The 25141-nt window shown below is 33.1% G+C and carries 18 protein-coding genes and 3 pseudogenes; 2 read left to right on the top strand and 19 right to left on the bottom strand.

Going from position 1 to position 25141, the window contains the following annotated elements; all coding sequences use genetic code 11:
* Positions 1 to 491: 491 nt before the first annotated feature.
* Positions 492 to 1803 (bottom strand): annotated as a pseudogene (locus BR87_RS09200) (IS1380 family transposase).
* A gap of 550 nt (positions 1804 to 2353) precedes the next feature.
* Here BR87_RS09200 and BR87_RS09195 point away from each other — a divergent pair.
* Positions 2354 to 3763, top strand: coding sequence for an ISLre2 family transposase (locus tag BR87_RS09195; RefSeq protein ID WP_035031285.1), 1410 nt, complete (start codon positions 2354 to 2356; stop codon positions 3761 to 3763).
* 260 nt (positions 3764 to 4023) lie between these two features.
* Positions 4024 to 5204 (top strand): annotated as a pseudogene (locus BR87_RS09185) (IS3 family transposase).
* Between the two features lie 126 nt (positions 5205 to 5330).
* Here the strand turns inward: BR87_RS09185 and BR87_RS09180 are convergent.
* The 18 genes and pseudogenes from BR87_RS09180 to BR87_RS09100 all read right to left on the bottom strand — a co-directional run.
* Positions 5331 to 6281 (bottom strand): sugar kinase, encoded by a 951-nt coding sequence (locus tag BR87_RS09180; protein ID WP_035031280.1) that lies wholly within the window; start codon positions 6279 to 6281, stop codon positions 5331 to 5333.
* Between the two features lie 25 nt (positions 6282 to 6306).
* Positions 6307 to 6954 (bottom strand): bifunctional 2-keto-4-hydroxyglutarate aldolase/2-keto-3-deoxy-6-phosphogluconate aldolase, encoded by a 648-nt coding sequence (locus BR87_RS09175; RefSeq protein WP_035031277.1) that lies wholly within the window; start codon positions 6952 to 6954, stop codon positions 6307 to 6309.
* Between the two features lie 28 nt (positions 6955 to 6982).
* On the bottom strand, positions 6983 to 8176 hold the full coding sequence (locus BR87_RS09170) for an MFS transporter (protein ID WP_035031274.1): 1194 nt from the start codon (positions 8174 to 8176) through the stop codon (positions 6983 to 6985).
* 111 nt (positions 8177 to 8287) lie between these two features.
* Complete coding sequence (locus BR87_RS09165) at positions 8288 to 9079, bottom strand: gluconate 5-dehydrogenase (protein ID WP_035031271.1); 792 nt, start codon at positions 9077 to 9079, stop codon at positions 8288 to 8290.
* A 33-nt stretch (positions 9080 to 9112) separates the two neighbouring features.
* A complete protein-coding gene (gene kduI / locus BR87_RS09160) occupies positions 9113 to 9943 on the bottom strand; it encodes a 5-dehydro-4-deoxy-D-glucuronate isomerase (RefSeq protein WP_156959140.1) in 831 nt (276 codons plus the stop codon).
* A gap of 248 nt (positions 9944 to 10191) precedes the next feature.
* Entirely contained in the window at positions 10192 to 10479 is a 288-nt protein-coding gene (locus BR87_RS12680) for a hypothetical protein (protein ID WP_051929781.1), read from the bottom strand.
* 421 nt (positions 10480 to 10900) lie between these two features.
* A complete protein-coding gene (locus BR87_RS09150) occupies positions 10901 to 11671 on the bottom strand; it encodes an IclR family transcriptional regulator (RefSeq protein ID WP_035033074.1) in 771 nt (256 codons plus the stop codon).
* An 88-nt stretch (positions 11672 to 11759) separates the two neighbouring features.
* A complete protein-coding gene (locus tag BR87_RS13685) occupies positions 11760 to 11951 on the bottom strand; it encodes an HAD hydrolase family protein (protein WP_404813305.1) in 192 nt (63 codons plus the stop codon).
* A gap of 828 nt (positions 11952 to 12779) precedes the next feature.
* Positions 12780 to 13568, bottom strand: a complete 789-nt coding sequence (locus tag BR87_RS09145; protein ID WP_035031265.1) for a discoidin/SUN/FTP domain-containing protein — start codon at positions 13566 to 13568, stop codon at positions 12780 to 12782.
* A gap of 54 nt (positions 13569 to 13622) precedes the next feature.
* Positions 13623 to 16682 carry a polysaccharide lyase 8 family protein gene (locus BR87_RS09140; RefSeq protein ID WP_244877048.1) on the bottom strand — a complete coding sequence of 1020 codons (3060 nt, stop codon included), beginning with the start codon at positions 16680 to 16682 and terminating at the stop codon, positions 13623 to 13625.
* A gap of 569 nt (positions 16683 to 17251) precedes the next feature.
* The gene (locus BR87_RS09135; RefSeq protein ID WP_035031261.1) at positions 17252 to 17695 is read right to left on the bottom strand and encodes a PTS sugar transporter subunit IIA; all 444 of its coding nucleotides are present in this window, start codon (positions 17693 to 17695) and stop codon (positions 17252 to 17254) included.
* A 2-nt stretch (positions 17696 to 17697) separates the two neighbouring features.
* Positions 17698 to 19599 (bottom strand): heparinase II/III family protein, encoded by a 1902-nt coding sequence (locus BR87_RS09130; RefSeq protein ID WP_035031258.1) that lies wholly within the window; start codon positions 19597 to 19599, stop codon positions 17698 to 17700.
* A 56-nt stretch (positions 19600 to 19655) separates the two neighbouring features.
* A complete protein-coding gene (locus BR87_RS09125) occupies positions 19656 to 20471 on the bottom strand; it encodes a PTS system mannose/fructose/sorbose family transporter subunit IID (RefSeq protein WP_035031255.1) in 816 nt (271 codons plus the stop codon).
* Positions 20461 to 21291: a PTS mannose/fructose/sorbose/N-acetylgalactosamine transporter subunit IIC gene (locus BR87_RS09120; protein WP_035031251.1), complete on the bottom strand. Its 831-nt coding sequence runs from the start codon at positions 21289 to 21291 to the stop codon at positions 20461 to 20463. The genes BR87_RS09125 and BR87_RS09120 overlap by 11 nt, the downstream gene beginning before the upstream one ends.
* 13 nt (positions 21292 to 21304) lie before the next feature.
* Positions 21305 to 21805: a PTS sugar transporter subunit IIB gene (locus BR87_RS09115; RefSeq protein WP_035031248.1), complete on the bottom strand. Its 501-nt coding sequence runs from the start codon at positions 21803 to 21805 to the stop codon at positions 21305 to 21307.
* A 22-nt stretch (positions 21806 to 21827) separates the two neighbouring features.
* Positions 21828 to 23015 carry a glycoside hydrolase family 88 protein gene (locus BR87_RS09110; RefSeq protein ID WP_035031246.1) on the bottom strand — a complete coding sequence of 396 codons (1188 nt, stop codon included), beginning with the start codon at positions 23013 to 23015 and terminating at the stop codon, positions 21828 to 21830.
* A gap of 2 nt (positions 23016 to 23017) precedes the next feature.
* Entirely contained in the window at positions 23018 to 23773 is a 756-nt protein-coding gene (locus tag BR87_RS09105; RefSeq protein WP_035031243.1) for a GntR family transcriptional regulator, read from the bottom strand.
* A gap of 320 nt (positions 23774 to 24093) precedes the next feature.
* Positions 24094 to 24624 (bottom strand): annotated as a pseudogene (locus BR87_RS09100) (IS3 family transposase); the annotation flags it as partial.
* Positions 24625 to 25141 lie beyond the last annotated feature (517 nt).

Below are 25141 nucleotides of genomic sequence, written 5' to 3'. Positions count from 1 at the left end.
TCCTCCTTGTAATAAGTTCTATTTTGTAATTATTATAAAATGTCTCTGTACTAACTTTACTAATAACTCAGTTAAAAAGCAAGGGTTTAATATTATATTCAAAGGTAAAATAGAACTTAAATCTTTATTTATTTTTTTAATACAAAGCCATCATCCTGAATAATTCAACGCTACATTTTTTAGATACACTACAAAATATATTTCCAACGAATACGTTCATTATGTAAATAACTGTCCTTTAAAATTATATGTCTTTACGCGAATAGATAATTTAAAACAAAGGATAGAACCTGAATAATTCATACTTCTAAAATTTATCTGTAAAAGTTATTTTTTTCATCTGCCCATCCCAATTAACTTACTTTTTTATTCATTAAAGGATGGAAAAAGTTAAAATAGGTAAAACAATGAGCTGAATGATAAGGTATTACTTAATTTTGGCCGCACGAACTCCCTGAAAGAAATGAATTTTTTTAAATTCATTTGGATGGTCACCAACAGAGTTGTTGTATTTTTTCTAACAACTGATAGAAACTATCTTGAAAGACATGAGTCGTGCTCAGTTTTAATAGCAATCTACGGCTACTTCGTACCAATTTTCCTGCTACTTTAAATAAATGCAAGCGGAGAGTATCAATTTGAAGTGTCGCTTCTTTTGCCGATAAACAAAGTGTTCGCATAAAGTTAACGATATTGTAAGCCAATAGGCTTATCATCATACGAGCATGATTTTCCAGAAAAGTTGAGCTATCGGTTTTATCAAAATAGAATCCATTCTTTGCTTCTTTAATAAAGTTCTCCATCGTACTGCGATTTTGATAGGTATAAAATATGTTTCAGCGGATAAATTTTCTGAACAATTGGTGATCACATATTCATGACGAAAAATCAGCTCTCCTGCTTCTCTAGTTGATTTGATGCAAACCCGACGTTTTTGTGACCAACTTTTTGCTCGATAAGACGTAGAATAGTAGTGAACTTCTTTTTCTTCCCAATGATGATCATCGCCAATTAAAATGAATGATTCTGCTAACTTTGCTAGTTGAGCATTGGCTTTCAGACGAATCACATAAAAGCTTTCGTTCAATTCACAAGTTTCATATACTTCTGGTGTCGCAAAGCCGCTGTCTCCACGCACAAGGATCGTTGTGCAAGGAAGTTGCTGGCTGTAATGATTGAGTAAAGGCCTTAGAAAATCCCTTACACCGTTTGATGTATAAACATTTCCAGAACGAAGTTCTGCCTTTAAAAAGTCGCCCGTTAGCTCATCAAAAGCAACTAAAAGGTGGTAACCGTTTGTTTGATAGTGGGCATTACAGTTCGTTCCTTCTTGATTTCCAAAAGTATCCGAATGAGTAGAATCCAAATCAATGATCATCTCTGTTGTGTTTCGCTTCAATCGTACTTTATCAATCAAAGCTTGATTCAAATCTTGGAATTGACGGATCGTTTTTTCATCTATTCGGTCCCAGAAACGTGAAAGAGAAGGTTGTGAAGCAGCAGTTTCTTTATTTAAAATAAGTTGGAAGATGGGATCTTCCTTCAATAATTTAGCTGATGAATCTGCAGCGTAGCCAGAGATCAGTTGGAAAAGAAGTTGTTCTAGTAAGGAGATATTGTCGTGTCTCCAGTAAGTCCGGTCATCTTTGATTTGAAGGAAGCTTTTGGCCATTCTAAAAATCCAAGTGAATCCATAAATTCTTTTACTAAAATCAATCCGGCATCTGTTGAAAGATTACCACCAGTGTTGGAAACTGTTAGTTTAGGATTGAAATTTATCCGTTTTTCCTGTAATGTAGCCATTGAGAGAACCCCTTTCATGGTTTAGTTTAGTCACTTTAACCATAACAGATTGGGGTTCTTTTTGTACACCCAAAGGGTGTTGTAAAATATGTGAAATAATGGCTTCGCTGTAAGGTTTTAGATAGCTTTCAGAAAAACTATGAATTATTTAGGCTATATATATGGTAGTTAAAGCGAGAAGTTTGATACATGAAATCGGATAAAATCATGTATCAATAAAAAGCGATTTTATTTAAGGAATGCAGCAAGAGATTAATTACTTTTACTCAGTAATTAGTCTCTTTTTATTGAATCATTTAAAATAAGTACTCTTTTAAACTTAGTTTTTTTAGTATATGTAACCCCATGGTTGCTAATTGTAAACTAATAGGTGCGTTACTTTTTAAAAGAAAATTGAGAGAATCTAGATATTAAGTTAAGGAGGATAGGAATAATTGTATGTGTAAAATAGTTCTCGAGAGTTAATAATTTTACTGAAAAAAAAAAAAGAAGGCGTTCTATCATAAATGTATGCTTGAGCGGCAAATACATAAATGAAAAAGGCCTTCTTATGGATAAGATTATATCAAAGGTTTACCAAATAATAAAGGGTTCAAACAATTTAATAGAGACAGAAGAAGCTATTCAAGTTTATATGTATGAAGTATTTTCTGAATTAGTGGGAGATGTCTTCACTCATATCAATCAGGTGATCAAAGAGGAGAAACAACTTGAAGGTTGGAAAGTGAAACGAGAAGATTGGAAAACGGTCCAATTTATTTTCGGTCCCGTTCGGTACTATCGTACCTTAATGGTAGATCACACGGATCAGAATCATTATCCACTAGATGAGTGGTTAGGCATTCGAAAATATCAGCGTCATAGTCCATTAGTAGAAGTAAAAGTGGCTGAGTTGGCGAGTAAAGCTACTTATCGAGATACTGCAACTATGCTAAATGAATGGACGGCTGTCACGATCAGCCACCAAACAGTTGGCAGTCTTCTTAAACGCGTTGGATCCGCACAAGCACGTGAAGATGAAGAAAGCGTATTGGAGCTAGAAGAAGCAGCTGAATTGCCAGAAGGGAAAAAAGTGGACTATTTCTATGCCGAAGCGGATGGTGTTTTTGTGCGTGGAACAGAAAAGAAAAAAAGCTTAGAAGTTCGTCATGCCATTCTTTACGAAGGCTGGAATAAAAACGGAAAACGCGTTTCCTTAAAGGAACCTAAAGCCATTATGACGACTAAAAAAACCGCTGGTTTTTGGGCAGAGGTCCAAGCCTTTACAACGAATCATTATGCCTTACAACAAGCCCAAGTTATTACCAATAGTGACGGTGGACAAGGCTATACTGCAGATAGATTCCAAGAAGCTTTTTCTCAATCGAATTATCCCGTTCTCAATCAGCTAGACTCTTATCATGTTTTTCAAGGGTTAAATCGCGCATTTGGTGTGAAAACGACTATCTTTAAACAGCAGGTCAAGCAAGCATTAAAGACGCATGATTTAGATCATTTAACTATTTGGTTAGATACGTATGAAAGTACGTTAGACGAAACAGCAGCAGTGGAAAAACTGAATACATTTAGAACCTATGTCTTACGGAATTGGGATCGGATTTTCGATTGGCGCGAAAAAGTAGAACAAGCACCAGAGGATGCAAGAGGTTTAGGCGCAATGGAATCGAATCAACGACACATCTCTTTTCGCATGAAAAAGCGTGGGATGCATTGGAGCGCAGAAGGTTGCGAAGCTATGGTAAAGGTAAAACAAGGGATGTTCAATCACACCTTGCGTGAAGCCTACCTTCATCAACAAAATAGAAGTGCGAGACAACAGCGCAAGCTGAACCAAACGGTTCGTTTATCGTCGTTATTGCATGATAAAACACGGCAGTCAGTCGGGGCAAAGAATGGGACCATTCCCTTGTATGCTTCTCGTTCATCGGCAATAGGACAATTAATTAAAAGTTTTCGTTAATTCCTGTCTTTTGGGAGAAGGTTCCTGGTTTTAGGAACGTTCTTCCAAAAGATGGGCCAGCAAGCGGCGGAGCCGTGTGGTAGCTGATGGGTGTACAAAAATAGAGTGCCTAAACTAGTGAAGGAATAGGACACTCGAGAAAAACTTGACACAAACGGAATAATTAAATACATTTTTTATTAGCTTGGATAGGCTATAATTAACTAGACAGAAAAATTAAGGTGTGTAGACTAGAAGCAAACATACCAGAAGGAATTTTTATGTCTAAGAGAACACGAAGAACTTTTTCACAAGAATTCAAGCAACAAATCGTCAATCTTTACTTAGCTGGAAAGCCACGTGTAGAAATCATTCGAGAATATGAACTAACGGCTTCAGCATTTGACAAATGGGTAAAGCAATCTAAAACGAGTGGTTCATTCAAAGAAAAAGATAATCTTACGCCTGAACAAAAAGAATTGTTAGAACTACGTAAAAGAAACCAGCAATTAGAAATGGAAAATGATATTTTAAAGCAAGCAGCGCTGATATTCGGACTAAGAGACAAGTAATCGATGCGAATAAGAATAAGCATCTTTACCCTATATCAGCGATGTGCAGAATGTTAGGTCTATCACGTCAGTCCTATTATTATCAATCAAAACCAAAGAAAGACGAATCAGAACTTGAAGAAGCGGTCGCTGAAGAATTTATCCGCAGCCGAAAAGCCTACGGCTCAAGAAAAATAAAAAAAGCTTTATCAAAACGAGGCATTCAGATCAGCCGACGAAAAATTAGTCGAATCATGAAAAATAGAGGATTAAAATCGAGCTATACTGTTGCTTATTTTAAAGTACATCGTTCTACTTGCAATGAAGCAAAAAACGACAAACGTATTGAATCGTAAATTCTTAAGAGACAACCCATTAGAAGCGATCGTAACAGACTTGACTTATGTACGAGTCGGGAAAAGATAGCATTATATCTGTTTCATTTTGGATCTGTTCAATCGAGAAATTCTCGGCTATTCTTGTGGGGGGAACATAAAGATGCTTTTCTAGTAAAAAAAGCATTTAGCCGTATCAAATAACCTCTAACAGAGATTGAGTTTTTTCATACTGAACGTGGAAAAGAGTTTGATAACCAAGCTATTGATGAATTATTAACAACGTTTGACATCAACCGATCATTGAGTCATAAAGGCTGTCCTTTTGATAATGCCGTAGTTGAATCAACTTATAAGTCGTAGAAAGTAGAATTCGTCTATCAATACACATTTGAAACCTTACAACAATTGGATTTGGAGTTATTTGACTATGATAATTGGTGGAACCACCTTCGGTTGCACGGTACACTTGGCTACGAGACACCGGTTGGTTACCGTAACCAGAGATTGGCGCAGCGAATCCTTGATAATGAGCTCGGGCTAACATTAGCGAGGCAGTCAACCTTTAACTGTTAGCTCCTGCCGAAGATCGTCACATCCGAGGAGGCTCATTATCAAGGACAATCGAAATAGCATACGGAAAGAAGTTCTGCACCTTATAAAATTTGTCAAAAAAACTGTTGCCATTCCAGTGTAGACAGTCTAAAATTGTTTATTCGTTGTTAAAAAAGACAATAGTTCCTTACGAGTTGGTAGTCCTTCATTATCACTTATGTTTTGTACTTGAATCGCGCCTATCGCATTGGCACGTTTAATAGCATCTGCGGTTGAAATATTTGACAAATATCCATCAATTATTCCAGTAGCAAACCCATCTCCAGCACCTATAGTGTCAACAACACGGTCTACTTTGAACCCTTTTACAAACTGAATTTTTTTATCAATTTCTTTAAAGTAAGCACCTCTACTACCGTCTTTAATGATAACTACTTTAGAACCTTGATTTAAATAGAAATCGGCAATGGACTCTACATCAGTTAATCCTGTTAAGATCTCTCCTTCAGAAATTCCTGGTATAACTACATCAGAAAGACTAGCTAATTCATTCATAGTTCTAATCATTAGTTCTTCACTCTCCCATAAAGCCGGACGCAAGTTAGGATCAAAAGTGATATAGCAGCCTGCTTTACGCGCAGCTCTCATCATATAAAAACAAGCTTGACGGCTACTTTCACTTAAAGCTGGTGGGATACCCGTGATATGCAATACTTTGACTTCTTTAAAGTCAATTTTTTTTGCGTCTTCAATAGATAATGTAGAAGCTGCAGTATTTTTACGATAATATAAAGTTTTAGGGTCACCTTCTATTACTTTATTTTTAAACATTAACCCTACTTGCTTTTTTTTATCAAATGAAATATAAGTTGAATCTAATTTTTCTTTTTTTAAACAATCATGAATATATTTTCCGAATTCATCTTTATTTAATTTAGTCATGTAATTTACATTATGACCCAAACGAGTTAAGCCAATCCCTACATTAACTTCTGCTCCAGCTAATCCTTTTGAGAAACTTATAGCATTTTCTAATGGACCCTCATTGTTTGCATAAAAAATAACCATCGGTTCACCAAATAACATAACATCTATCATAAATCCATTCTCCTAATTTTTAGTTTTAAACTGACTTGATTTCTAGCATCTTATCAACAAACTTATTAGCTGCTATTGTGACACTCTCATAACCATTTTTATTAATGTCTTTAGTTAACGCACTCCCAATACCTGCTCCCCATGCTCCATTTTCTATCCATTGCTTTAAGTTATCTAAACTAACGCCACCAGAAGGCATCATTTCTACATGTGGTAGTGGACCATGGATATCTTTTATAAAGCTCGCACCTAATAATCCACCTGGAAATAATTTAACAACATCTACTCCTGATTCTAAGGCCTTAATTATTTCAGTTGCTGTAGCACATCCCGGTAAGTAAGGAACACTATATCGGTTACAAATTTTTGATATAGCGCTATCGAAGTGAGGGCTAACAATAAATTCTGCACCTGCTAAAATTGCATTGCGAGCAGTAATATCATCTAAAATAGTACCCGCTCCTATTACTACTTCTTCAGAATTAACTGATTTCACTAGATGACTAATAACAGAACTCGCATCAGGGGTAGTATAAGTAATTTCAATATTCTTTAGTCCACCTTCAATGCATGCATTAGAAATATTTGTTCCGTCTTCTTTATCTTTACCTCGGACCACTGCAAATAAATAGTTATTGGATAATTTTTTTAATATTTCATATTTTTTTGTCATATTTTCTCCTCCAAATAATTAAACTGTTCTAAACCTTATTATTTTTTTCAATTAACGCGTAAGCCATTACACCTATTAACATGATCACAATTGCAACAATAATAGCTGCCATCCCAGCGAAAATACCAAATTGATCAGATAGGATACCTGTTATCGTTGGCATTGCAATACCACCTATGCCACCTAAGATTAATAACCATCCTATTGCCATTGGATATTCTTTTATAGATGAACCGGCAATTGTCATTGCCGTTGGATAGATCCCACCCATTGAAACACCTAAGCCAAAAATAATAAGCAGGATTAGAGAGTAATTCGTTACGTTTAACAAGAAGAAATAAAACATACTTGCTCCTACACTTATTAACAATAATAAATGGCTTTTTTTCAAAAAATGGCCAAAGAAAATACACCCTAGACGTCCGACTAGTATAGCCAGCCATAAAACAGAGGATACTATTTGGGCTTGTAAAACAGTCATAATAGTAGAATCTACAAAATACTTCACTATAAAACCAGTTATGGTTGCTTCAGCACATAGATAGAAAAACAAGATAACGACTGTGATCAGAAAATATTTGTTTTTAAAAAATTCATAATTCTTTTTAATGGTTGTCTTATTTTTTTTAGGTTTTTCTTCATCTATCGGCATCCTAGAGAACATGAATTGTGAAATTAAAATTAAAATAATGATAATGATACCCGTTACTCTCCATCCATTTACACCAAATAATTTTGTTGTTACAATAACCAAAAATGGAGATATTAATGCACCTACTGCAAAAAGACTATGTAATAAGTTAGAAGCAGTCGGGCTACTGTTTGAAATATCATTAACCACTTTATTATTAAAGTTAGAAATACTCCCTCTACTAATTCCTGTAAAGAAAAATGCAGCTAATAATAACCAAGGTTGACCTGTTGTTATGATTAATAAAAATCCAACAACAACAAAACTACTTAAGAAAAGAATAGAATTTTTCTTTCCTAAATAAATAGGTAGGATTCCGGCTAGAAGGCCTGCTATTAAATTTCCTATTTGGTGACTCGAAATTAGCATACCACTCACTAAATCATTTAATTGATAAGCACTGCTTAATAATGGCAAGATAGACCCAAAAACCATTGCATAAATACCATTAACGAAAAAGATAAAAAAACAACACTTGATAATATACTTATTAGTATCGCTTAAATCATTATAAAAAGCATTTTTTTGCACAAATTGATTTCCTTTCTTAATTCTAAAGAAAATAAGAAACACATATGAGATCAGTGTTTCTTATTTTTCCTGATACTATTTATTATTTATTTTAAACGGTTTATTTTTCTGTTAAGGTTGTTTACCAATAGAAGCTAAGATGCCGCCATCAACATATAAAATATGTCCATTAACAAAATTAGATGCATCTGATGCTAAAAATAATGCAGGACCTTGTAAGTCTTCCACTTTGCCCCAGCGAGCTGCAGGTGTTTTATCAATAATAAACTCATTAAAAGGATGTCCTTCGACACGTAATGGAGCAGTTTGTGGCGTTTCTATATACCCAGGTCCAATTCCATTACATTGAATATTATTCTCTCCAAATTCAGCACAAATGTTTTTGGTCAACATTTTCAATCCACCTTTAGCTGATGCATAGGCACTTACTGTTTCTCTACCTAATTCACTCATCATTGAACAGATATTGATGATTTTCCCATGTCCTTTTTTAATCATTGATGGAAGAACAGCTTTTGATACAATAAATTGTCCTGTTAAATTTATATCTATCACTTGACGGTAATCTTCAGCCGACATGTCTAACATTGGAATGCGTTTAATAATTCCAGCATTATTTACTAAAATGTCAATTACTCCAACCTCAGATTCAATCTGTTTAACCATTTTTTCCACAGCCTCTTCATCTGTAATATCACAGACATAGCCGTATGCTTCAATTCCTGCTTCTTTATACGAAGCCAATCCCTGTTCAACACTTTCTTGATTGATACTGTTAAAGACAATCTTAGCTCCTGCTTTAGCTAAAGATTCAGCAATTCCAAAGCCAATTCCGTAAACTGCGCCTGTAACAAGCGCTATCTTACTATCTAATTTAAATGCATCCATACCAAATTCTGTCATTTTAAATACTCCTCTTTTCAAAATAGAATCATTTTATTTTAGCTCATCCATTGCTACCATATCCATATCTGTATAGGTGATATTTTCTCCACACATTGCCCATATGAACGTATAGTCCGCTGTTCCGACTCCTGTATGAATTGACCAACTTGGTGAGATAACAGCTTGCTCATTAGCCACAACTAAGTGTTTTGTTTCATTTGGTTTACCCATAAAGTGGAACGTTCTTGTGTCTGCTTCCATATCGAAATATAGATAAGTTTCCATACGACGTTCATGAGTATGGCAAGGCATAGTATTCCAAGATGATCCTTCAGCTAAAATAGTATAACCCATTTGTAACTGGCAGCTCTTGCAGACGTTCGGATGAATGTATTGATAGATTGATCTTTCGTTTAACGTTTTTTGCTCACCAGTCTTCATTGGTGTAATCTTATCAATACTAATTTTTACATTTGGATAAATTTTATGTGCAGGTACAGATACACAGTAAAACTTAGCTGGATTCAGTTTATCTTTTGATTTGAATAAAACTTGTTTTGTTTCTTTTCCAATATAATAGCCATCTTGTTTTTTCATCTCTGACTCTTCGCCATCAATTACTATACTTCCTGGGCCACCTATATTAATAACACCTAATTCTCTACGTTCTAAGAAATAATCAACACCTAATTCTTTAGATAAAATAATTTCTAAAGGTTCTGTAGTTGGAGTAACTCCACCAAATATCATACGGTCGTTGTGTGTATAAGTTAATGAAACTTCTCCTGGAGAAAAAAGTGATTCTACTAAAAACTTTTCACGTAACTGCTCAGTTGAATAGTGTTGAATATCCTCTGGGCTATGTGCATATCTCGTTTCCATTTTCATTGTAAATATCCTCCCACATTTTATTATTTCCTTATAGGAAATCGTATTTCTCTTAAAGAAACTATAATCGTAGTATAACTGTAGTAAAAATTTAATTCAAGCTATTTCACACAAAAAAGTTTATCGTTTATCTAGAAAACCTTCTCATTTTCATAAACTCAATCTACTTCGTTGAAGTTCCAAAAGCAGAGAGTTTAAGTAACCATTTCAATTAATCATTTACCCTTACCATAAACAAGCAACTAAGTTAAAGCAGGAAAAACAGATTTGTCAGTTGCTTTTATTAAGCTATGAAGTTCTAGCCATTCAATATCTTGTTCTTCAATTTCAAAACGTTGTTCTTCCATTAACTTTTCCAAATTAAAAGTATTTTCATTACCATTAGAAAAAGTTACTTTTGCTTCTGTCCAGTAACTACCATGTGGATAGTCTCCACGTAAAATGAAACCTAGCTTGTTAATGTCTATTTTTCTTCCAAAATCAATACGTAACTGTGCATTAAGATCTTGGTTAATATCCACGACTGACAAGGAAAGCGGCCTTGGTATTCATTTGCTAAAATACCATCAATAGCATTACGAGAAAAAAATTTGTTTCATTTCGAGTTTCAACGTTTGCGCTTGCATGCGGATTTAACGTAAACTTTCTATATTGTGAAATTTGGTGTACTGTAGCATAGCGGACAGATAGATAATGGCGTTCTCCTTTAAATAAATTAGGTAAAAATGCTGCACGAAACGTTTCAGCTGGTTTCCTAAAAGACAGATAAGACTTTCTTCTAAGGAGCTATCAAGATTAACTATTAAATAATTATTTTTAATAGTTATATCAACTTGTATAACATCCCCTTCTTGATACTCTTCTTTATATCCTAGATAGACATTCTCATTAGCTTCATGTTTACGTTTAATCTCTTCTAATACATTAATAATAGATACTTTGATCGCTACTCTAGCACTCCTTAATATCATTTTCTATTTTTATTTTTGTCTCTTTAATTAAACTGATTAGATAGTCTTCTAGATTTTTTGTCATCCTATATTTGGGAATACTAACACTAAAAGCTCCATATTTATCCTTCTCAATTTCAATACTGGCTCCAATACAAAAACATTCGTTTTCCATTTCCTCATCATCAAACGCTATATCTGTCTGGTTAATTCGTTTCAATTCTTCAATAAGTTGAACTGAGCTAGTAATTGTATTTTCTGTATATGGAATTAATGGAACTCTGTCTAAATAGTCTTGTAACTCTTCTTTGTCCAAATGAGCCAAAATCGATTTTCCCATAGCAGAACTATACAATGGGCGTGTAATTCCAACCTTAGAACTCATATAGATTGATTGCTTTTGAGGCTCTAATTTTGTTAAATACATAACTTCATCAGCAGTAGGTATTCCCAGATGAATAGTCTCATCAATGGTTTTATGCAGTTTTTCTAAATGTGGCGTTGCAACTCTAATTAACAAAGAATCATTAACATATTTATTTGCGTATTTTACTAAAGCTGGGCCTAGAAGGTATGCTTTTTTTTCGTTATCCTTCGATACATAACCAATTGATAACAAGGTATCTAGAATTTTCAAAGTAGTTGATGCTGTCATTTCTGTATAGAACGAAACTTCCTTTAACGTTCTGCCTTTATCGGACTCAGACAATAGATTAAGTATCTTTGAAGCTCTAATTAAAACAGTTCCATAAGGTTTTTTTAAGTTTTCCATAGTCATATTCATATCCTTTCCTTATTAGAAACTAATTTTACCATATAAGAAACTTCTAAAGAAGGAGTATCTCGTTTTTAAAGGCGGCTCATTGAGATTTCAAAATAAACTTCTCTATCATTTCTGCAACACCATCCTCATCATTTATTTTTATTATTTCATCTGCTACCCTATTAACTGAATTCATCGCGTTTCTCATAGCTATACCATGACCAACATATTTAATCATGGAGCGATTATTTTCACTATCACTAATAGCTACCGTGTCTTGAGCTAATATTTTTTAAGCTTTGAGACAGAAATCTTAAACCAATGGCCTTATTTGTTCCTTTCAAGTATAATTCAGCGCTTAAACTATCAGGGTAAACCATTTCTAGATTTAATTTACTATCGTATTGTTAACACTCTGCAAGTAGTTTTGAGTTTTTATTAAAAAATAAAATCTTTGAGATAACTACTTCCTTCATTTCCATAGCTTTAACTCTATCTATGTTAATAATTTTAAATTCTTTTTTATTCAGAAGTGGCTTACTTCATTATAAAATCTACCATTCTTTTTTATTCCAAAATAATGATAAAATTTATAATCACGCAAAATGAGATACGACATATTTAATGCAATTAAATTAAATATTTATTTCATTTTGATTGCCAATAATCATTACTGCGTTAACTATAGAATATGGTATCTCACTTACATGCAATGCTTTTCCATCTTTAACATGAGAAATAGACGTTCCATTTAGACCAATGATATAACCTTTTATCCTAATTTCATTCATTATTTTTTAGATAAATATAGACTTCTACCTGTAGCTATAACAATATGAACTCCTAATGGTTCTAACTGACGAAGCATCTGCTTTTTTTTGAAAATATTTGTGTTACAACATCAAAGTAAACGCTTATATTTCACATTATGTTTATTCTTTATAATCCAGGTTACTTTTCCGCAAACTGGTTCTTTATTTACAAAATAAAGTTTAAGCCCAGAAAATGTATCTTCGTGCTGTAAGCTAAATAATTGTTCTTTCTCCTCTACTTTAATAGATAGACCTACATATAGATGCAATTCATCTTTAAGAGACTAACTCTAATCATCTGGTTTTTAAACCTCTTTTCCGTAAGCTTCAAATTGAGTTAATGCTGGAAAAGGAGACTCATCTTCATTTTTAATTAATTTTTTTAATGTAATTTTTTTTGTTTTTGTCAAAGGTAGATTAAAATACTGACGATCCAATTGATTAGTTGTTTCTAAAATTTTTTCTTCACCGTCTGAAAATACAACTGTAATCTGTGTCCAAAAACTATCATGAGGGTAGTCACCACGTAAAACTAATGCTAATTTATCAATTTCAACTTCACGACCAAAATCAATTGTAATTTCTGCATCTTTGTTCTGGTTAATTCCCCATGATTGATATGGATAAGCACCATGGTCTTCATTTGCTAAAACACCGTCAATTGCATTGCGAGCGAAGAATGTTGAATCATTACGTGTCTCAACATTAGCAAATGCATGTGGGTAAGCATTAGTAACGTCCTTTTGATCGTGTGCATTACGTGTTAAATTGCGGTAACTATGAATTTCCTTTTCTGTAGGTAACCAAGCTCTTATATAATGACGATCTCCTGTAAATATTTTAGGTGAATAAGCTAAACGTAACCTCTCATCTAAGATAATCGGAAATTCCCAAGTTTTTTCAGTTAAGTAAATTAAACTTGGTTCAATAGCTTCATCTACCTGAACCCATACAAATTGATTAGCTTCATCTAGGATTAATTCTACTACTTCTCCTTCTGCATATTCTCTACGTTTCAACCCTAAATAAGTCTCTGTAGAGTGACTTCTTTCCTTAATAATTTCATTTTCGTTTTTTAATACTAATGTTAACAATTCAATCTCTCCTATTCATCTTTTTTCATAATTTTGTTTGTCAAATTAAATCCATTAAAGATTTTTATTTTTCTTAGTTCTTTTTTCTCTTTTCTCTTTTTCTAATTGCTTTTTCTTATTTCTTTCTATCTTTCTCTGCTCTTTTCTCTGTTTTTCTTTCTCTTTTTGTTTATCTTTTAATACTTTTCTTGCATCTTTATCAAAACTAAGTCTAACAATCGTGCTTTTATCTTTATTTCTTGCTTCTTGTATTATCTCTTGAGGTAAGATACTCTCAATTGTATCTGAATGATATTCTTCATCTGATGGGGCAAGATATGCAACTCTGTACTCATCTTTCTCCTTCTTAATACTATAAACACCTTTTTTAGTTAGTGTTATAGCTTCATCAATCTCAAAGGGCATATCCTCGTATAATACAACTCCCCAACTTTCTTCACCAGCGTCATAGACAGCTTGAACAGACGCATTATTTTGCAATACCTTGACTTTATTTGATTCTTCTTTCTTAGCTAGTTCATCATTTGATATATTCGGATACATCACATAAGCGTATGTTGTATCTTCCTTAGAATGTGCTTTATAAAATGTTAAAAAATTGTTTTCGTGTAATTGATCTGACTGACTAGCATTAATATCCTTCCAGCTGCCTTGGCTTGTCTTATTTATAAAATCTAATGAAGTTGTGTCCAAAAAAGTATATCCAATATTCATTGCTTGGTTGTTTGGTGAAGATAACAATAAAGAGTGTACATCTTTTAATTTTACTTCTTCATTAGTTAATGCTTGCTTATCTCCATTTACATACACATCATATTGTGTCATATCAGTATTTTTTCTATTCTCGATTGTAGTAATTGATTGTGTGTCTCCAGCAGTTTGAATATCTGAACCTAAAAATACAACTTTATCATTGAAAATGAACCAAGATTTATTCGCATTTAATGACTCATCCCAGTTAGTAAATTCCATAACTATTGAAGCGGTTGTATCATCTAGCTTAGTTGCACCAACAAAACTATTAGGTGATGTAACCATTCCAGACCCATCTTCTCTTTCCGTTGGAATAATTGTAGTTCCCGGGATATGATACGGATCTACGGTTGCCCAGTAATTATCATTGAATTGACCTAAATCTTCATTATATAGATAAACTGCCCCATCTGATGTATACCATCCATGAGCGTTTTCTCCATTCATATACTCATAGTTTTGTGTTTTATCAGAATACATACTCACTCCAATACCAAACTTTGCATTTACATTTTGATATGCTACTTTATCCATCTCATTAAAAGTTGCTAAACTATTTGAAAAACCAGTTGTCGAAATAGAATCATCTGCTAATAATTTATCCATCAAATCAATATCTTTATATGAATTTAGACTATTGTATATATCATAGTAGGTATTTCCTTTAACAAATGTTTTAACCAGTGTATTCAATCGATTCTTTTGATTTTCTTCTGATGAATTAGCTACTCGCATCAAACCTCGAAGAACTTCCCCTCCCGCAACATGACTTTGAAGCGCCTCTCTACTAATCGCTCGACCTCGGACCATATCCATCATTTCACCTTTGTACATTAATGGTATAAATGAATTGTCTATAAAATTATATAAATTATTTAACTTGCTAACAGGTAGTAATTCGCTCTCCAATACTACTGGTAGTAATTGTGATAAACCATCTATTAAAACACTACCATACGCACCTGTTAAAGCAACGTTATCATGGTCTATATATGATCCATCTTCATAAAATCCTGATTCACCAGGTTTGGCATACTCGAAAGCTTGTTGCAAAGATTCTACTGATTTACTGACAATATCTCCATCTTCTCTTAAAGCACCTGAAATAATTTTTACTCTACCCATATCAATCAAATTACCACCTAATGCTTTAAATGGTTTGCCTAATGTCACTCTAAAATTATAAGGATCAGGTACAAAATAATTAATCGGATTAGTGTACGTCAATATTTCTGACTGAGTAAAATATGCTTGCATCAGAGACAGCGCGTTGTTAATAGCACGTGGCGCTCCAATTTCATAATCCCACCAATTACCTTGAAGAGACGAATTTTCGTTATAGACGTTTTTATTCATCCACTCCATTGCATTCTTTGCAATGCGAATGACTTCTTTATCTTGATAATATTTAGAAGCGGGTTGAGTCACTTGTTTTGAAATTGTTTCAATTCTTCTATATGACTCAGTGATATTAGCAGAAACTTTATAGTCTGTGATATCACTCCAAAGCGTTTTAGAATTTTCTTTATAAGTATATAAAGAGATAATGTTTTCTACTGAATAATCTAAATCTTTATTTTGCTGAACCATTACATCATTATTTTCATTGTAATACGAATTTCCCGCAATTACTTCATTCCATTGATTAAGCATTTTATTATACTTTTTTTCATTATATGAAGATACAACCAAAGGAATTTCCTTCAATAGCACACCTTCTTCATCCAGTATTTTTACAGTTGTTTCTCCTTCTTTATCAGGATACAACATTCCTTCTTCTTCGGTTGCTATTGAAGTATCACCTACAACGTATTTATAATTTTCTTGTTTTGTTACATAAATATTGTTTGTATTGATCTCAATTTTATCTTCGATTGTTATACCATCATCTTCTTCAGCCTGCTTCTCTAAAAATGATACGTCATCATAATAAAGTGTCCCTGTACCTTTTTCAAAAAACAATTCAATAGTGACAAAACTAGTTTCTGGATTTAGTTCGAGGTCTTGCGTAATTGTTTTCCAATCAGTTGTTCCCTTGACAGATTTTGAATACCACAAATTAGTTTGTCCATTTTTACTCTGCTCATTAATTCGTACACGAGCCACATTTGTTAACTCATCTGTTTTTAATTTGAATGACAGCTGATAAAGTTTATTAGGATCTACCTCAATTTTTTGTGTTATCCCTACACGAAAATCATCTTTTGAACTAGATAATACTATTTGGTTGTTATCGTTTACTTCAGCTGTATAGTCTATAGTGGTTATATCTCCAGGTATCCATATACCCCAACTACTTGGTTTATTTCCTGACCACTTACCTTCTTGAGATTCAATATTTGAGAAATCACCATTCTGCACTAAATTAGAATTACCTTGACTATCATCAGATGGTTTTACTGTTTTATTAATAGATTATTCTGCTTCATTAAGTGATTCTGGCTCCTCTGCTGAGGCATTTAGACTTGTAGATGACAATAATGCTAAAACAATCAAACTATTCATTACTATTTTATTTTTCATTATTATTTCTCCTTATCAATATAATTATGAGCTTCAAATTAACACTTATTAGCTTCTTCTTTAAAAATCAAACAATACACCCCTTGAATCACTTCATAATTGTTATAAGTTTTTTCCTTGATATATCATAGTTTCTAGAATGCAACTGTCTTGAAAGGCGATTGGAGAATTGATACGAATTATTTTTAAGCATAAATATCTAAAAAGACACTCCTTTGTTAGTTTACCTTCGGAAAAAACAATCAACTGTACACGCTTCCAAAAAATGTTCCGTGTTAGCTTATAAAGTTAAATAAACTGTAACAATATTAGATTATCACCAAGTTGAAAGATATGCCTTCAATCGGAAAAACATTTATTATTACAGCTTATTCAATTTTCTACTATATTAGGTTAAGTGATTCTAATTAAATCCCATCTAAAAAATCCACTGTATCATTTTCAAAGTCTTCAATAATTAACTCTAATCTACTAATTCCATCTTTCCCAGTTTGAAGTAACTGACTAACTAATTCTTGAGAACTTGTCATTCCTAATCTAAGGATTGAACCTTCTATCAACATCGATAAGTTAGTACCTGAAACTACTTCTATACCACTTTGGTTCATTACTATTTCTGCAGCAGTCTTGAATGGAGTTCCTCCCAAAAGGTCTGAAAAAATAATTATTTCTGATACCTCTTTTTTAAGAATATCAATACTTGCAACAATTTCGTTTTTGAAAACTTCTAATGTCATTTCAGGCAAAAAAGGAATTACCTTAACCTTTTCTTGTTTTCCAGTAATCATTTCCATAGCACCGTAAATTCCTGGAGCATAAGCTCCGTGTCCTGTAATAATAAAACCAATCATAACTATTCTCCTAACTCTTTTCTAAAAATTTTGTATTTCCCATATAATAAACGTCCTTGTTCTCCAAAATACAACTTATCGCCTCTAAATGTATCATATGCGCTATGATAATATTCATAAACTTTTCCTTGATTAGTAGTCATTTTCACTCCAAAATATAACAACATATCACACGGATCTGATTGATTATTTTGATAACAATCAATTTTTTCAATTTCTACTTGATTCCAAGGATAAAAACATTCATACGACACTAATTTATTGTTAAATGGCTGTTCGAGCAATATTTCTTCATACTGTTCTTTTTCATTGTATTTAGGGGACCATGTTTTATTATTAATCGTAACATCAGCTTGATTTCCAACATGCAGTGCAAATGGGGTTGACTTTAATAGAATATTATTGTCTTGTTTATCTAGCTGAAGATTATCTCCCATTTGGTAACGCGTACTCAAAATATGGTTCCCAAGACAATCTGTTGTATTTACCACTAGAATAACAATAAGTTTCTTAAAAAAAATGATTTTTCTTTTAAAGATAACTAAATTATTTTCTTGCTTTCCATGCCAACTAATCTCAAATAGTACATACTCTTTATTTTCAAAACTCTTATGAAAAATTGGTTCTGCCATCGTTTTATATGACCAAGATGAATCTATTTGAGTTAACGGTTTCCCATCAACAATTAATGAACTGTGACTAAACTCTTCTTTCAAATAACTTCTTAAAGGAACCTCAAGATAAGTATACCTTCCTGGATCCTTTATTAGTTCTTTTCCTTGATAATTCAAAGTAATAGAACCTAAAGACCCGTGACCATGTCCACTACCATGTCGTCCATTAAATAAAGTTAAGTAAATATCTGAGTCTTTATATGCTAGAAAACCACTTTCACCTGTTTTAAATAGATTGGGTAACAGCCTCTTCTTTTTTGTAATAATTCTTTTTCCAGTATAAAAAATTCCTGGCGTTTTTTTTATATCTAAATCCAAAAAACCTAATAATTCATAAATACTGTAAATATATGTGAAATCCACAGCATCACTATCATGTAAAGGTAATAAATTAAAGGCATGATCGCAATAATAATAACTAACGTCAATTGCTTTTTCTAAAATAGACTGTATATGTGCAGGGAAAGAGTGTTCTAAGTAATAACTATTTAACCACAATTGCAACACACACATAGTAACTTCATGATGATACATGGGACTTTGCTCCCACTGGATTCCATCATCGTAAAATTGAATTTCAAGTGCCTCTGTTAAAGTTGTCCATGACCATTCTTCTGTTTCTTTATCAACTAATTCTGGTAATAATTGACTGGCAGATAAAACTCCTGCTATAGCTAACACACCCCAGTTACTTAAATAACTCTTTTTAGGAAAATTATTTTTTAAATAAATAATTTGTTTAATGATAGATTTTTCTAATTTGATTTTCTCAGTACATGATAATTGATTAGCCAAATCAGAAATGTAAATAAAACTTTTCATCCAGTTATTCAAACGTAACCCTACATCTAAACTTCGCCACATATGAGGACTCTTCTCTTGCCATTCAATAAAAGAAAAAAGATATTTTTTCCAAAGATTAAAATACACTTCTTCTTTTGTATAAGCGTATAGAATCCCTAAGTCTACAAGATATCCATTACGACTAGCCATGTAACACCACTCTAAATCGCCATTCGGACTTTCCACCAAATTAGCTAAATCTAAGTTATAAGGTGTGCTTACAGCTTCCATATCTAAGGAGTCATCAAATATAATTTGCCCTTTTTTTAAGTAGTTTCCTCTATTAACAATTGTATCAAAAAAAGTTCTATTCTTTGATACTTCCTCTTCTACAGACTGTTCTAAAAAAAATTCATTGTGATATTTTTCAATTAATTTAAAATCCATCAATATATCCTTTCAAAAAAAAGGAGTTAATAAATTATATTAGCTCCTTTTTTTCTTTATCCTAATATACCTAGAAGAGAACCTAAAATTCCAATTGCAAATAATAAAATTAACAAACGGTATGTTGACCAGTTACGTTTCTTAATTAAATAAAAAACAATAATAGTAAGTACAACAGGTAACAATTTAGGTAAAATCTTATCTAAAATTTCTTGAAGAGAGATAATTTGTTCTGTACCATCTGCCATTATAGAAGTATATTGAATAGGGATATTCGCTTTTACAAAGGTAGTAGAAAGTCCCGCAATTACTGTAACCCCCACAATGTTAGCTGCAGCAGATATTTTACTGATTTGTTCACTTAATGTATCAATAATGCTTGTTCCTAACTTGAATCCTAAATATCCTGAGAACATTTTGATAACAAACATTGATATCAACATTGATACCCAGAATCCCATAGGAGCAAATCCTAAACCATCTAATGCTAGCCCAGCAAAAAGAGTAGAAAATAAAGGAGCAATACCAAATTGTGCTAATGAATCACCAATACCTGACAGAGGACCCATTAAAGCCATTTTAATACTTCTAGCATCTTCAATTTCTTCTCCATGATCATACATAGCCAGTTGCATGCTTGTAACAAATGGAGCCATATGAGGATTTACATTATAAAACTCAATATTAGCACCGGCTGTTTCTTTTAGTTTCTCTGGATCATCTGCATAGATTTTCTTTAAGGCTGGTAAAATACTATTCAAGTATCCTGTTCCTTGGTAGACATTATAATTAAATCCGTTTTGCAAAAGATAAGACCGTAGTGCAGTTTTCATATAGTCTTTTTGAGTTAATCTGCTTTGTTTAGATTCCATTAGAAAAATCCTCCTCAGCAAAATTAGATAAATCATGGTATGATTCTTTATCATTTTTTGTTTCAGTCTGCTTTGTTGAATCTTTATCATTGTTTGCATAAAAAGTAATTAAGGCAAAGAAAGTTCCTGCTAAAGCAATTGCCATTGTTGGCAATTCTAAGTATGCTGCACAGATATATCCAAGTAATGCATATGGCATAAGTTTTTTATCTAGCATAACAGACAGAATCATTGCAAAACCAATTGCAGGAATTAATCCACCTGAAACTGAAAATCCTGTGATCAACCACTCTGGTAACGCTTCTACAAAAGCTTGTAAAGCTGGACGTGATACTGATGCAAAGAAACCAATCGCACATCCAGTGACAAAGAAACTTACAAATGTCAAATTAGCTAACAAATTAAATTGTTTGAATTTTCCTTGTTGAATTAGATTTCTAGCATTATTTGTTGTTCCAGCAAATATTGAGTAAAGCGCAGTTGTTACTAATTGGAATAGCACGGCAAATGGAAATGATAATGCCAAGGCTGATTCTGGTGTTACTCCTTGGTCTTTCAAAGTAATCGCCATAATTGTACCTACAATACCAGGACCTACTGGGTTAGGAGGTACTGTTCCCCCTGCTCCTACACCAAATCCCATATAAGCAAGTTCAGCAATAGCTCCCATGGTAATAGCTGTTGGAATATCATTTAAAACAACTCCAACAAAAAATGACATTACAAGCGCACGATTTGTATAAATCCCTAACAATTGACCGGCATAACAGAAACCAGTGATTAAAGCAATGAGTAGTGCTTGTGTTATTGAAATATCCATCTTCTTTTTCTCCTTATCCTAAAATACTTTCCAATTTTTCTAGTGATTGTTCTCCATCATTTGATACTGGTGATGTTTTAGTATTAAATGTACATCCAAATTTATCACGTAAAGTTCTCAATGCTTCTTTATCCTCTTCACCCAAATAAATAAATTGTGAAACTTTCTCTTTTTCTTCTTTTGCATGAATATTTCCAACATTCACTTCTCCAACTGGAAATCCTTGTTCTGCTAATGTTAATACATCCTTTGGAGATGACACAACAACAAAAATCGATTGATTAGGTAACGCTTTCCAAATTATTTTTGCCGTTCTTTCAATATTCCAAAAACGTAAACCAATATCTTTAGGAACAACAGCTTTCATCAACGATTGTTGCATACTATCTGCAGCTGCCTTGTCATTAGCGCAGATAACCAAATTTACACCTAAACTTTTTATCCACAATTGACCTTGTCCATGAATCAACCTCTCATCAATTCTAATCATCTTAACATTTGGCTTTGCATCCATTTACTTTTCCCCCCTTAAATAGTTACCAATACATTTTCCAATCTTTGTAAAAACGAATAAGTGCTTCTAAATAGTAGTAATCTCCCCAGATATTTCCTTCATCCACTCCTTTTCCACTATGCCAAGAATAAACACCATGATTAATTAATGCTACAGTTCCTTGACCTAACTGTTCAGTATACCCGTCAATCAAACTTTCTAATATGCTATGTTGCGCATAAGTATACACTTGTTTTTTCTCAAAAGTTTCTGGTAAAAACTTGTTCATTAAATTCATTCCACAAACAGCAATCGCTGCAGTAGAGGAATCTCTTGATTGTTGTGATTGATCATCAAAAATCAAATCCCAGTAACAAATTAAATCTTTTGGCAAACGATTTAAAAAGTAATTAGTAACTGCTTCGTAACTAACAAAGTCTTCTTCTTTTGGTCTGAAATTATAATTTAACGCAATACCATAAATCAACCAACTTTGTCCGCGTGCCCAACTTGAATCATCAGCATATCCTTGACGAGTTCGTCCTTCAATAGGCTCTCCCGTTTCAGGATCAAAATAAAATGTATGGAACGCTGATGCATCTTCTCTTATTGCATTAGCAATTGTTGTTTTATAGTGTTTATCGGCAACCTCACTATATTTAGAGTCTCCTGTTTCTTCAGAAGCCCAATAAAGTAATGGAATATTTAATAAACAATCTACAATTAGTCGGTAATTGTCTTTAGCTCCTAATTCTCCCCAGGCTTGAATAAAGTTACCTTTTTCTTGATATCGAGTCATTAACTTATCTGCCGCTAGAATAGCTGCTTTTCTGCCTTTTTCATTTCCTGTAAGTTTATATGCTGCTACACAAGAAGGAGAGTACAAGAAGCCCATATCATGATGATCAACTTCAATATTTTTTTCGATTCTTTCTAAAAAAAAGTCTACATGTTTATCTGCTAATTTTTTATATTTCTCATCTTTTGTATATTCATAAGCTAACCACAACATGCCAGTCCAAAAACCCGTTGTCCACTCTATGTTCTCAATGGTTTGATAACTATGGTTAATTGTACTAGGAGAAGGGAAGCGTTCTCCTAATCGACTCATGTTATGATCAATCTTTTTAATAGCTTCTTCAATGGCTTTTTCAACTTTTTCTTTAGTTAATAGACCATTCTCCATAAAACGATGACTATCTTTTAAAACTTCAACATTTAACTTATTCATAACTATATCCCTTCAAATTCAATATTAATTGCGTAATGTTTGTAGTGAATTAATGTCGTTGAAAATTCTATTGCTTTTTTTTGATTATCAAAATAAGTCTTATTCAATTTTACAACTGGTAAATTTAATGCCCAATCAACATAAAGCATTTCTTCAGGAATTAAGTTTAAAACATCGCTTTCATATGCTACTACGCTATACTTAATTTCTTGATTCATTGGTAAATATTTTAAATGGTTTCTTCTTTTGTATTCTTCTGATAAACTACCACCATCTTGTAGCTGTGATATCATATCATCAGTTAACATACTATCTGCCATATAGCGAATTTGAATCTTCCAAACTAGATCATCAATCATGCCGATTTGAACAATTTGTACTAAATTTTCTTCATTTTTTAAACTTAATTTTTTTTCAATCTTGTTTTGCTCAACACCACGATGAATCTTAGTTATTGTTTGTTCAATTGTATCTTTACTAACTTCTTTAGATTTTTTCTCAATCAATGGCCCTAACTCATCAAAGTAAACTTTTTTATGACGTAAGTTTCTTCTTACGTACGTCCCTTCTCCTTGTCGTCTGATTAAGTATCCTTCTAATACTAAATCTTGTAAGGCTCGTACAACAGTCGTACTACTCACTCCGTAAATTCCTTTGAGTTCTCCTTCAGAATATATCTTTTTTCCTGGTTCAAACTCTCCTGAATTAATTTTTTCTATAATATCTTGTTTTATTACTTCATATTTGGGTCGTGTCATTTCTGCCCCCCTTAACTTAATGTGTTAACCATGTACATAATAACATTTTTTCGCCTATTGTAAACCCTTTTATATAAAAAAATCAAAAAAATCTCCAACTTATAGTGTTAAGCCGGAGGTATCTATTGGCAATTCTTTAAATCATGGAATGGCAACTGTTTTTTTGACAAATTTTATAAGGCGCAGAACTTCTTTCCGTATTCTATTCCGATTGTCCTTGACAATGAGCTTCCTCGGATGTGACGATCTTCGGCAGGAGCTAACAGTTAAAGTTAGACTGCCTTGCTAGTGTTAGCACATCCGAGCTCATTATCAAGGATTCACTGCGCCAATCTCTGGTTACGGTAACCACCCGGTGTCTCGTAGCCAAGTGTACCGTGCAACCGAAGGTGGTTCCACCAATTATCATAGTCAAATAACTCCAAATCCAATTGTTGTAAGGTTTCAAATGTGTATTGGTAGACAAATTCTACTTTCAACGACTTATAAGTTGATTCAACTACGGCATTATCAAAAGGACAGCCTTTATGACTCAATGATCCGTCGATGTCAAACGTTGTTAATAATTTATCAATAGCTTGGTTATCAAACTCTTTTCCACGATCAGTATGAAAAATCTCAACCTTTGTCAGAGGTTGTTTGATACAGCTAAATGCTTTTTTTACTAGAACAGCATCTTTATGTTCTCCACAAGAATAGCCGAGAATTTCTCGATTGAACAGATCCAAAATGAAACAGATATAATGCCATCTTTTTCCGACTCGTACATAAGTCAAGTCTGTTACGATCGCTTCTAATGGGTTGTCTCTTAAGAATTTACGATTCAATACGTTTGTCGTTTTTGCTTCATTGTAGCCTATCCAGCCATTATTCTCATTTATTTTCGTTTCTTTCTATATTAAATTGAAGTACTCCACTATGCCTTAACGATTCCACTTTCCTATAGACGATCTCAAAGGACCAACATACTTCAAACTTGATTCAATCAAGGATAGTGAAGAGCCCAGTTTGACATGCAGACTCATGGTCTTCTGACGTTGCCGGCCTCATCTTCACCTCTACTATATAAAAAAATAGTAGTGCATATCCACCGTCGTGGATATGCACTACTAATCTTAGTATATTTGACATAATGAAGTGGCCATCTAAGTCAATATCCACTACTTGACGGAAGTCATCTGCTGTCATTTCTAACATTAAACAAACCCACTGTATGGCGCCCATCTCCCTGTTGTAATTCTACTAAATACATATTAATTCCTCCTGAGGTGCTTTATAATCTGGTTTAGTTGATAAAGTAATACAAACACATTAACTTCTTCAAAATGCTTGCTACTTGTTTTCATCACTCACAGAGAATATCCTTAT

Source organism: Carnobacterium mobile DSM 4848 (assembly GCF_000744825.1).
GTDB lineage: Bacteria > Bacillota > Bacilli > Lactobacillales > Carnobacteriaceae > Carnobacterium_A > Carnobacterium_A mobile.
The sequence above is the reverse complement of the archived record's forward strand: the minus strand, read 5'-3'. Positions and strand labels throughout refer to the sequence as shown.

Coding starts and splice junctions, on each gene's coding strand:
- BR87_RS09195 (WP_035031285.1), top strand. CDS start 2,354: ATGGATAAGATTATATCAAAGGTTTACCAAATAATAAAGGGTTCAAAC.
- BR87_RS09180 (WP_035031280.1), bottom strand. CDS start 6,281: ATGATAGATGTTATGTTATTTGGTGAACCGATGGTTATTTTTTATGCA.
- BR87_RS09175 (WP_035031277.1), bottom strand. CDS start 6,954: ATGACAAAAAAATATGAAATATTAAAAAAATTATCCAATAACTATTTA.
- BR87_RS09165 (WP_035031271.1), bottom strand. CDS start 9,079: ATGACAGAATTTGGTATGGATGCATTTAAATTAGATAGTAAGATAGCG.
- kduI (WP_156959140.1), bottom strand. CDS start 9,943: ATGGAAACGAGATATGCACATAGCCCAGAGGATATTCAACACTATTCA.
- BR87_RS09150 (WP_035033074.1), bottom strand. CDS start 11,671: ATGGAAAACTTAAAAAAACCTTATGGAACTGTTTTAATTAGAGCTTCA.
- BR87_RS09135 (WP_035031261.1), bottom strand. CDS start 17,695: ATGATTGGTTTTATTATTACAGGACACGGAGCTTATGCTCCAGGAATT.
- BR87_RS09130 (WP_035031258.1), bottom strand. CDS start 19,599: ATGGATTTTAAATTAATTGAAAAATATCACAATGAATTTTTTTTAGAA.
- BR87_RS09125 (WP_035031255.1), bottom strand. CDS start 20,471: ATGGAATCTAAACAAAGCAGATTAACTCAAAAAGACTATATGAAAACT.
- BR87_RS09120 (WP_035031251.1), bottom strand. CDS start 21,291: ATGGATATTTCAATAACACAAGCACTACTCATTGCTTTAATCACTGGT.
- BR87_RS09115 (WP_035031248.1), bottom strand. CDS start 21,805: ATGGATGCAAAGCCAAATGTTAAGATGATTAGAATTGATGAGAGGTTG.
- BR87_RS09110 (WP_035031246.1), bottom strand. CDS start 23,015: ATGAATAAGTTAAATGTTGAAGTTTTAAAAGATAGTCATCGTTTTATG.
- BR87_RS09105 (WP_035031243.1), bottom strand. CDS start 23,773: ATGACACGACCCAAATATGAAGTAATAAAACAAGATATTATAGAAAAA.